Source organism: Serratia sp. NGAS9 (assembly GCF_009905295.1).
GTDB classification, from domain to species: Bacteria; Pseudomonadota; Gammaproteobacteria; order Enterobacterales; family Enterobacteriaceae; genus Serratia; species Serratia bockelmannii.
The window spans coordinates 1,663,964-1,673,439 of record NZ_CP047605.1 but is presented as its reverse complement, the minus strand read 5'-3'; the positions used below and the strand labels follow the sequence as shown (position 1 = coordinate 1,673,439).

Here is a 9,476-nt window from a genome sequence, read left to right as displayed (position 1 = left end):
TTTACACCGTTCCAATTGTTGCCCATGTGCCGTTAATCAGCACCTGAACCGCTGAATAAGCGCCCCAGATTGAGGGGTTGTAGTTTGAGCCGGACATGCCGGTATAAACACAGCCCGACGGTAAATCGATGCGCCCGCCGGTATCCGCGATAACCGTGCGCCCGGCCATGCGCACACCCTGAACCAAATTCTGATAGGCCCAGTTCTGCGCATTGTTCTGCGCAGCCGAGATATTTTGATTAAGCCAGTTGCTGAGGTAGCCGCCCCATACTGACCCCTGTACGTTTCCGTCAGGGTGCCACGTCGTCCCGCTGGAGGTGGTGATCGCAGGCCATTTACCGCCGATATGAATACCCGACTCAAAAGCGGCGGCGCCGGTTCTGACATCCACAGAGAACGGACGCAGGGCGTTGAATGTGCCGTATTGGTCATTTTCGTTTGTCAGCAGCAGATAAAGCCGGTTGCCGTCATTGCGCCAGAAGGAACCGAACCCGCCGCCGACCATGCGATAATTATCAATGTGGGTAGATTGGATCTCCGCGCTGGTCTTTAGCGTCCCGGTTAGCTGCCCGCCAGTCTTCGCCAGATAGCGGCCATCTGCTTCGGTTTTATTCCAGGCGTTAACGTCACCGGCCAACAAATTCACATCGGCGGACAACGGCTTACCGTTCACCTTGATAGAGCGCAGCGCGTATTTCTGGGCCGCCTGCGCGTCGGTCAGCGCGCCGACATCTGCCGCCGTCGGTTTGTAGTCCGTGGTGTATACCTGCGCCCACTTCCGGGCTGTTTCCGGGGTGTCATCACGCATCGAGCGTAACCAGAAATCCGTATTGCCGGAGCCGATCGCAAACTGCACATTGCGATAACGATTTAATTTGAAGGTCAGCAGATTGCCGACCGCTCCATTCATCGGATAACCCTTCGATTGGGCCGCCAATTGCTCCAGCGTGAATCCGTTCGGCCGCGTCAGGTCATCGTCGGCATTTACCGGCGGCGCGGACTCGCTGGGGAATGCCACGCGCGGCAGGTTTAGCGTGTTGCTCATTGTGTCGCCGGTGCGCTTCACATAGCGGCCGTCAGCTTCGGTCTTATTCCATGCGTTGACATCACCGGCCAACAGGTTAACGTCCGTAGACAGCGGCTTGCCGTTCACCTTGATAGAGCGCAGCGCGTATTTCTGCGCGGCCTGTGCGTCCGTCAGTGCGCCGACATCTGCCGCCGTCGGTTTGTAGTCCGTGGTGTACACTTGCGCCCAACGCATTGAGGCAGGGCTATCTTTTCGCAGTGATCGCAAGTAAAACGCCAGATCGCCGGAGCCGACCGCAAACTGAACGTTGCGGAATTCGTTCACTTTCCCGGTAAACAACACCCCCATGCCGCCCGGCACGGGATAGCCTTTGTTGGCCGTGGCAACCAATGATTCAACGGTAAAACCGTTCTCACGGTTCACATCAGTATCGGCGTTAGCGGTATTTTCGTTCGGGAACACGACACGCGGCAGCGCTAACGGGCCGCTCATTGTGTCGCCGCTCTGTTTCACAAATCGGCCATCGGATTCTGTTTTACTCCATGCGCCAACGTCTGCCACCGTCGGTTTAAACTTCGTCGTGTAAGCCTGAAACCACACCACCCCATTACTGGGGATATTCGAACGGCCAAAGAATGCGTTGCCGTTGTTTTGTACCGCCATATACGCCCCCGACGGCCCACCGTCGCAGGGCAAACTCAGCACGCCATAAACATCGCCGCCCGGCGTATTCTTTGACGAACTATTAACCCGGTAGATTTCAGCCTGATTGCAATACGCATCTTCCCGGTGACGTGAGCCGCTTCCCAATCCAAATGCGCCGACCTCCATCAGTTGCCCGCCCTCTACCCCGACGTTTTTCGTCGCGGCCGTACCTAACGCCAGATTGCCACGCGCGGCGGCCTTGTCGGTCAGGTCTGAGAGGTTCGCGGCCTTTTTCATGCTGGCATCACTGACAGCTTTAAGCGCCTTCGGGGTGCTGGCTTTCGTTTCGTCGGTGCTTGTCGTTGCGCTGCTCAGCTGTACCAGCCCTTTCGCCGTGGTGCTGGCGTCCGGGTGGTTTCGGGTTTTCTCATGCGCGGCGATCGCGTCGGCCACAAAATCCTTGGTCGCCAGCACGGTGTCGCCACCGGCGATCACCTGAATCGCCTCGGTGCTGCTGACAATCAGGATCATGCGCAGCGTCTGCGTGCGGCCGCTGCCCTCTTCCAGCTTCGGCTTGTAGCTCTCCGCCATGTTGCTGACGGCAATCAGCGTCCCAGCCTCGTCATAGAGGCCCATTTCACGCAACCACCACCCGCCGACGTTCGCCGGAATAATCATCTCGGCCAGAATGTGATTTTTCAGCGCCTTATCGATAGTCAGCCCGTTGAGCGCCGCGCGGTATTTCTCGTTGACCAGCTTGGTCTGGGCCGGGTTGGGCGTCGGCAGCGTGCCGTTCCCGTCGCCGACGGCCATAGAGACGATTTTCAACTGCGTGCCGCCCGCGCTGGCGGCGGCAATCTTGGCCGCCCCGGCGGTGGTAATAATCGCTTTGTATTTATTCATTATTTTCTCTTATCCGGGGTAAACGGTAATGACATCGCCATCAATGGCGGCCGCGCCGGTGTAAATCCGGCCGGGGATGTCTTGCAAAATGTTGAGGCCGATCAGGTGTCGGCTCAGGGGCTTGGCGTCGGCGATCAGGCGCTCCATTTCCTGATACATTTCCTCGGTAATGCCGGTTTCCAGCACGCCAATATCCAGCCGGAAGGTGCCGGGCGGATCGGCGCCGTCGGTGTGGAACCATTCGATAACGTTAATCAGGTAGCCGAGCGGCTCCACCACGCGGCGCACGGCGCCGATGGTGCCCTTGTGCCGGTGAATGTAGAACGCAGCCGAAACCACGCCCCGCTTGACGTCCTCCGGCCACGCCTCATCCCAGCGATCGACAGAGAACGCCCACGCAAGATAGGGCAGCAGATGCACCGGGCAGGTTTTCGGGTTCCACAAATCACGCAGAGGAACCGGCACGCGCTCCAGCTCGGCACACGCGGCGGCGGCGGCAACTTCCAGCGGTGATGAGCCGACAGGCAATAGACGGTTAGTCATCGGCGCGCCCTGGGGTAATGTTCACGCCAGTGCAGTAACCCGCCTGCGTTTTATCCAGCACGATGTCGGTGGCCGGTTGAGCAACCTCAACACGTTCAACACCTTCCACGGTCAGCGCCGCGATGATGCCGGAGCGCCGGATACTGCGGCCTAAGCGGCGCATGGTCAGTACATAATTTTGCAAACGTTGTTTGGCCTCCGTGAGGATCGGCGCAACCTCCGGGCCGGGATAGAGAAACAGCGTGGCAACAATGCCATAGCGGGTTATTTTTGCCGCTTGCACGATGACGCGATCGGCAACCGGGCGCACGTCCTCATCATTCAGCGCATCGCGGACAACCTGCAGCAGTTCGGGGCTGGCGGTGCCGTCGCCGTCTCGTGACAACACGGTGACGGTCACGTTAGCCGGTGATGGGCTGATTGCCGTCACATCGGCCACCCGGCCATCAGCCGAGCGGGCGTGAAAACGGTAGGAACCGGCCGAACCCGCTGTGCTCATGCCTTCAAAAGCATCCTGCAGGCGCAGGCGGTAATCTTCATCCGCTTCCATGACTGCAGGTGTCGGCGGAATGGTGCTCTCATCCGCCGGGGCGATCACCAGTCGCGGCGTGTTGAAGTTGGCGCCGAGCTGGTCGAGGTCTTCGCCGGTGGAATACGCCAGCATCACCGCTTTCGCGGCATCGTTGACGCGCTGGCGCAGAATCACCTCGCGGTAGGCGTTTTCCTGCAACAGCTTAACGATCGGCTCCGACTCCAGCGCCAGCGTGCGCGCGACGGCCTCCCGCTGTTCCTCCGGGTAAAGCGAAATCAGCGTCGCCTTACGCTCTGCCAAAATGTCTTCATAATCCAGCACCTCAACGACGATCGGCGCGGGCAGCTGTGAAAGGTCAATCGTTGCCATGGTTTCAGCTCACAGGAACAGACAGCGACAACGCGCCGGGGGCATCGGTGCGGGTGCCGGTGATGTCGATCACCATCTTGCCATCATAGGTGGTATTAAAAGCGATGCCGGTCAGCTTGACGCGCGGCTCCCACGCCAAAATCGCGCTGTAGCAGGCGGCCATAATCTGCAGGCGCAGCGCGTCGTTCTGCGGCTGGTCGAGCAGCTCAGAGAGCAACGAGCCATAAGCCCGGCGCATCGGGCGCGAACCCTGCGGCGTGATCAGGATGTCCGCCACGGACTGGCGAATATGCTCGATGTCCGTCAGCGTGCGGCCGGTGCCTCGGTTCATGCCGATATATTTGGCGCTGTTCATGTTGGTTTCCCCGTTTGGCCGCCGCCGGTCTGGACGCCGCCGTGGGTGTGCTTATCAACAACAATGCCATTCGACGAGAACGAGCCGCCGCTGTGCTCGATGTTCCCGCGCATCTCCCCGCCTTTTTGCACTTCCAGCGTGCCGGTGGTGAGTTTGTTGGTGCAAACCACCTCCGGCGCATCGAGCGTGATTTTGTCAGCCGTAACGATCACCACTTTGGTGTTGGCGGTGATGGACTCCGACGCCTGCACGTCGGCGGTTTTAATACCTGACACGCTCAGCGCGCCGGTTTCTGGTTCATACTCGATAACTGCGCCATCAGGGAATGCGATATGCAGCGCATCCGCCGACGCAGACGGGGCCGGGAAGTCATCGGAGAAAATGCCGCACAGCACAAACGCGGTATCGAGTTCGCCACCCAGCGCAAAGATCAGCACCTGCTCACCGACCGAGGGCGCCGACCAGCTGCGAGTACGCCCGGCGCGACAGGTTAGCCAATTCAGCCAATCGGTAAGATTGCCGCCGGTTTCGACGCGGCACAGGCCGTTATCGAGGTCAACGGTGCTCACGGTGCCGATGCGGATCAGGTTGCGCAGCAGGCGCAAAATGTCGTGTTGATTGTTCATGCTAGAAGGATGCCGCCCGGCGCGGGCGGCGACAATGAGGAGAGGTTGGAAGGCTAAAGACACAACAAGCTAAAAATTTGCTAATATCGTTTCGGATTTATTTAAGGAGAGAATAATGTTTGGAATAGAGCAGACGTTCCCAGAAACATTCAGATTTTTCTTTTCATTAATTTGCGCTGCAATTATCATTTGGCGCTGTGGTGGGGTTTCCGCACTATTCCGAATTTTATTAAGAATTGCCGGATTGAATTTCAAAAAAGGAGTCTTAGGCAGGGCTGACGATGAGATATTCTACACTCAGAAGTTCATGTTATTAAATGGCGTTAAAGTTGCAAACACCAAGGATGCAAAGTTATTATCTAATGGATTACTTACTGGCGAGATTTCAAAAAAAAATTTTTACTTCACCTCTTTCTTCGGAACCGTAGGAAAAAGCAAGTCATCTCCTCATGATACCGCCCTCTTAGTTGCCATAATCATCATCATAATAGCATTCTCCATATCACTATTAAGTAGCTTCCCAAAATCGGGTTATACAAACTTCAACTATAAAGACACATCACTTTTAGTTTCCCAAAATGATGTAATCATCCCGACAGGGATATTCAAGAAAAACAAAACATTAAACATTAGTGCTTGCACGAGAATCATTAAAACACATCCATATGATGCATATCGTGCAGCATGCGAATACATTGCATTAAAGGATGAGAAAAAAAACCAAGAGTTAATTGATGCAATAAACTCTTGGGATGACATGAGAAAAATATCATTTATTATATTCATGTCCCTATTGATTTTTTCCGCATGCTTAATCTGGGGAATAACCAACCATAAAAAACTAAATGAACACATATTTAAATGTAGAGAGCAAGAACATAAGTTTAGTATCAATTCAAATCAAGAAGGTGGTAAATAATTACTTCCTCTATAGCTTTAATGTCGCTGATTGAATACCCAAGTAAAGGACGGGCCTCATATATTACCTCCTCGCTGTGCGGCGTCGGTCGATCGCGCAGGCCGTAATGATGCACATTGGCCATACGCTGAACCCGTCCGACAAACTCAACCACGGCCGCATCGCTGTTGCCCTGGGCTTTCAGATAGCGCGCGGTGCGCAGCTTCGAGAACATCGCCCGATCACGCAAGCGCTTTTTGCTGCGAAGCCGAGTTTTGCGCGGCGCGTAGGGTGTACCGTCCGGCGCCTGCTGGCGCTTGATATGTTGCTGTTGACCGGCGCGCAGGCGCTTTGACACGGCAACGGCCAGCGACTTTCGCGACTGCGGCGACAGCTTGGCAATCAGCCCGGCCAGCCGGGCGTCGAAAGGGTTAAGCTCGCTCATGCCATTCACTCACTAATTCACCGTGAACAAAGAGCTGCATCGGCCGCGTGATGTCCTCCGGTAACGGCGGTTCCGGCAGGTGCTTAACGTGTAGTGCGCCGTTCTGTTCGCTGACCACGACACGCTCGGTCAGCTGCAGCGATACGCTGAAATCGTAAGAGCCGTTGTTGTTGAAGTCGCTCGCGAAGGTGATCCCGGTGCGGCGCTTTTCCTCGGTTGCCATGATGTCCGGCTGGTTCTCCCGTAGCCATGCCTGAATCGGCACCATAATTAAATCCAGATCGCCGGTATAGTCCAAAAACAGCAGGTTCAGCGTATAGCGATACTCATGGGACAGCGAGGTAGCAAGAGTAGCGGCCACATTGCCGCGCTCTACCCGCACTTGCAGATTTTCAGGGTTGCGCTGTATCCACGGCAGGCAGCTGGTCAGCTCAGCGCGGAGCTGTTGCGGTTTTATCATCGTGTTGTTCCTGACAGTGTTTTATCGTTTCGACCTGCACCGCGCAGGCCGCCAAGGCGTTTTCAAGCTGGCGAATATCGGCGCTCAGATCGCCGTTAGTCGCCGGGCGGCTGGCCGGGATTTGGCACAGACTCACTTTCGGACAGCCAACGTAGATAATCCGCGGCGCCGGTGAAGCCGGGGCGCTGGTGCAGCCGGGCAACGTCAGCAGGCAAAGCAGTGTTAAACCAGTCCCGTAATTGCTGATTTTCATTGAGTAACCTCTGTATCTTCTGCTCGCGCGTCAGTGCCAGCCGGTGCGCGGAGGCGAGATCGTCCCTTAACTTTTCCTCTTCCTGCGCCAGCCGACCGGCCGCCGCCTGCAGCGTGTCGATCGCCGCGCGGGTATCCGCCAGCGCCGCCGCTATCCGGCCATTTTCTTGCCGGGCGCTTTCCAGCCGCTCACCCAACGTGACAACCTGCCATTTCATCCAACCGGCGACGACCAGCGCCAGCACCAGAAACCACCCGATCGCGTGGCTCATGGCGCGGCGCCGATCAGGCAGTGGGCCAGCTCCGCCGCCCGGCGCCGTTCCAGCCCCGGCGATTTGACGCCGTTGACGAACACCCAGCGCGGCAACTGCTGGCAGGCGCTGCGCCAGTCATGCCGCTTGATGAAACCGGCCAGCGTAGAGCCGCAGGCGGCCGTGACACCGACGTTAAAGGCAAAGGACACCACCGCGTCATATACCGGCGGCGGCATCGTGACAGGCATACAGCGGCCTATGCCGCGCTCCACGCGATACACGTCGGCGATGAGGTTAACGGCGGCTTGGCGCTCGCTGATAACCGCGCCGGGCTTTACCCCGGCCGTGTGGCCGATGCCGCTTGTCCAGACGCCCGCCTGACACTGGTAAGGGGATAAACGGCAGCCCTCGAAATCGGCCAGCAGGCGCAACCCGGCCTCAGAGATCTGCAGCGCGCTGAATTGTGGCAGTAGCACCGCCAGCGCCAGCACGGCGGCCACGCTGCAGCGTTTAGCGATTGAGTTCATCGTAAACCCTCCGGCTAACGCCTAACTTGTTCAACAGCTGGTAGCTTTTGCGGCGGTAGTACCAGTTGACGAGGAACGTCCCAACGCCAACGGCGGCGCCGACCATAAAGGCGATATCCTGAGGACTGTATCGGCCAATCCAAGCGAGAAAGGCCGCTACGGTATAGGCCACCCACGACGTAATTTTCTCCATTGCTAATCCCATAAATTGACGGTTTCACGCTGCGGCGCGGCGGTCACGTCCGGCAGCTCGACCGGGTGGCCGTGGGGCAATATTGCCCCAGCAGCGGCCAGCCCTTCATTTAGCGAATAGACCTGCTCAACCACGCCCTGCGTGCGCCCGTAGTAGCGCCAGCAAATCGCGTCAACGGTGTCGCCCTGCAGGGCGTAGACTCTCATCAGAGCAGCCCGATGATGCAGTGGCTACGCTCGGCCACGTTACTGATCGCGTTGCGAGCGTTGCGCCACAGCTCACCGATCGAGGCTTCAACCACATCAGCCTTGCGGCCGCCGGTGGCGGTGGTGTCGAAACTGCGGTATTGCTCCGAGAGCTTCGCCAGGGTCATTGCACTGACCGCGTTGCGGTATTCGCTCACCCGCACGCTCTCACCGTCGAGCTGTTCGCCCGGCACATCCTCAAGCCGCTGATAGCCGTCGGCCATCTGGTCGCGGCGGAAGGTGAACAATTCGGCGTTCACCTCCGCGATCGCGCTTTTAATTGCCAGCCGCAGGCGCGGGGCGGTGATTGTGCCTTCAATGCGCATCACGTCGCGCACGTCCGCCGGGTCAATGTCCGGCCAGAAAAAGACGTTTTTAACGATCGGCTCATCCTCCGGGCGCGGTGCTGGCGCGTCCGGGCGTGGCCGTTGGATCACAACGGTGCTCATATGACCTCAGAAAGTTAGGGGGCGGTGGACGACGGCGTTGACGAGGTGAAACCTGTCGCGGCCGTCGTGCCGCCCGGCGCGGGGCGCGTTCTGTCAGCGGCTGGCGGCGGTGCGTATTGCCCGCTCCAGCCGTTCAATGTCCTTTTTCACGCCGCAGCCGTTATGCAACTGCAGCGCACGCTTAAGGTGGTTCAATGCCAATTCAGCCCGGCCCGCCGCGCGCAAGACGTACCCGGTGATCTTGTGCAGCTTGGCGCGCACTTGGTCGGGCATGTCTTCTGCGTCGGTGAGTTCCATCGTCTGCATGAGGTGGCCAATCTTGACCGGCTCCCCGGCCTCAAAGGCGCGGGTGGCAGACTCGGCGACGTCTTCTGCGATGAGGTATGGCGTGGAGCGCGCGAAATTGCCCGGCGGCGCCAACTGGTAGCGCAGCGCATAGCGGGCGATGTCCAGCGCGCCGGGAATGTCCCCGGCATCCAGACGCCAGATCATGACCGTCATCAGAATGGCGTCCTGCGCGCCGCGACCTTCGGCCAGCACACCGGCAACCCAGGGGGCATAGTCCGGCAGCAGTTGGCGCTTGAGCTCGGCCTTACGCTCTTGTGAGCGCACCTGTTTGAGCTTTCGCTTATCTTCATTGAGTTTAAGCATCATCCGTTCATAGCCGTTGGCGTGGCGCAGCGGGTCATTCTCCCGCTGCGCGGCCAGGGCCGCTGACTGGCGCATAAGGTGACGGCGGGCAGGGCTGGTCAT

15 protein-coding genes are annotated in these 9,476 nt (G+C 58.2%); 1 reads left to right on the top strand and 14 read right to left on the bottom strand.

Annotated features, from left to right (window positions below; genetic code table 11):
- Window position 1: 1 nt before the first annotated feature.
- Genes GUC32_RS08090 through GUC32_RS08070 form a run of 5 tightly spaced genes read right to left on the bottom strand, consistent with a single transcriptional unit; the run spans window position 2 to window position 5,000 of the window.
- A complete protein-coding gene (locus GUC32_RS08090) occupies window positions 2-2,575 on the bottom strand; it encodes a phage tail protein (RefSeq protein WP_369435670.1) in 2,574 nt (857 codons plus the stop codon).
- Window positions 2,576-2,584: 9 nt separating this feature from the next.
- Window positions 2,585-3,118 carry a phage tail protein I gene (locus GUC32_RS08085; protein ID WP_015379109.1) on the bottom strand — a complete coding sequence of 178 codons (534 nt, stop codon included), beginning with the start codon at window positions 3,116-3,118 and terminating at the stop codon, window positions 2,585-2,587.
- Entirely contained in the window at window positions 3,111-4,019 is a 909-nt protein-coding gene (locus GUC32_RS08080) for a baseplate assembly protein (RefSeq protein ID WP_033649046.1), read from the bottom strand. Before GUC32_RS08080 ends, GUC32_RS08085 begins: the two co-directional genes overlap by 8 nt.
- A gap of 4 nt (window positions 4,020-4,023) precedes the next feature.
- On the bottom strand, window positions 4,024-4,374 hold the full coding sequence (locus GUC32_RS08075) for a GPW/gp25 family protein (protein ID WP_033639346.1): 351 nt from the start codon (window positions 4,372-4,374) through the stop codon (window positions 4,024-4,026).
- Window positions 4,371-5,000: a phage baseplate assembly protein V gene (locus GUC32_RS08070; RefSeq protein WP_346402100.1), complete on the bottom strand. Its 630-nt coding sequence runs from the start codon at window positions 4,998-5,000 to the stop codon at window positions 4,371-4,373. The genes GUC32_RS08075 and GUC32_RS08070 overlap by 4 nt, the downstream gene beginning before the upstream one ends.
- A gap of 115 nt (window positions 5,001-5,115) precedes the next feature.
- Between GUC32_RS08070 and GUC32_RS08065 the strand changes: the two genes are divergently transcribed.
- Window positions 5,116-5,919, top strand: a complete 804-nt coding sequence (locus GUC32_RS08065) for a hypothetical protein (protein WP_346402099.1) — start codon at window positions 5,116-5,118, stop codon at window positions 5,917-5,919.
- On the opposite strand, the gene GUC32_RS08060 is transcribed toward GUC32_RS08065, so the two are convergent.
- From GUC32_RS08060 to GUC32_RS08020, 9 genes are all read right to left on the bottom strand, one after another.
- Complete coding sequence (locus GUC32_RS08060; protein ID WP_369435669.1) at window positions 5,891-6,343, bottom strand: phage virion morphogenesis protein; 453 nt, start codon at window positions 6,341-6,343, stop codon at window positions 5,891-5,893. The genes GUC32_RS08065 and GUC32_RS08060 overlap by 29 nt on opposite strands.
- Window positions 6,330-6,803, bottom strand: a complete 474-nt coding sequence (locus GUC32_RS08055) for a phage tail protein (protein WP_369435668.1) — start codon at window positions 6,801-6,803, stop codon at window positions 6,330-6,332. Before GUC32_RS08055 ends, GUC32_RS08060 begins: the two co-directional genes overlap by 14 nt.
- Window positions 6,775-7,005, bottom strand: coding sequence for an Rz1-like lysis system protein LysC (gene lysC / locus GUC32_RS08050; protein ID WP_245398307.1), 231 nt, complete (start codon window positions 7,003-7,005; stop codon window positions 6,775-6,777). The genes GUC32_RS08055 and lysC overlap by 29 nt, the downstream gene beginning before the upstream one ends.
- Entirely contained in the window at window positions 6,899-7,327 is a 429-nt protein-coding gene (lysB, locus tag GUC32_RS08045; RefSeq protein WP_369435667.1) for an Rz-like lysis system protein LysB, read from the bottom strand. Before lysB ends, lysC begins: the two co-directional genes overlap by 107 nt.
- Window positions 7,324-7,836: a lysozyme gene (locus tag GUC32_RS08040; RefSeq protein WP_369435666.1), complete on the bottom strand. Its 513-nt coding sequence runs from the start codon at window positions 7,834-7,836 to the stop codon at window positions 7,324-7,326. Before GUC32_RS08040 ends, lysB begins: the two co-directional genes overlap by 4 nt.
- Entirely contained in the window at window positions 7,820-8,029 is a 210-nt protein-coding gene (locus GUC32_RS08035; RefSeq protein WP_015379117.1) for an HP1 family phage holin, read from the bottom strand. The genes GUC32_RS08040 and GUC32_RS08035 overlap by 17 nt, the downstream gene beginning before the upstream one ends.
- 2 nt (window positions 8,030-8,031) lie before the next feature.
- Window positions 8,032-8,235, bottom strand: coding sequence for a tail protein X (locus GUC32_RS08030; RefSeq protein ID WP_015379118.1), 204 nt, complete (start codon window positions 8,233-8,235; stop codon window positions 8,032-8,034).
- Window positions 8,235-8,723 carry a head completion/stabilization protein gene (locus tag GUC32_RS08025; RefSeq protein ID WP_369435665.1) on the bottom strand — a complete coding sequence of 163 codons (489 nt, stop codon included), beginning with the start codon at window positions 8,721-8,723 and terminating at the stop codon, window positions 8,235-8,237. Before GUC32_RS08025 ends, GUC32_RS08030 begins: the two co-directional genes overlap by 1 nt.
- Before the next feature lie 93 nt (window positions 8,724-8,816).
- Window positions 8,817-9,476 carry a terminase endonuclease subunit gene (locus GUC32_RS08020; RefSeq protein ID WP_369435664.1) on the bottom strand — a complete coding sequence of 220 codons (660 nt, stop codon included), beginning with the start codon at window positions 9,474-9,476 and terminating at the stop codon, window positions 8,817-8,819.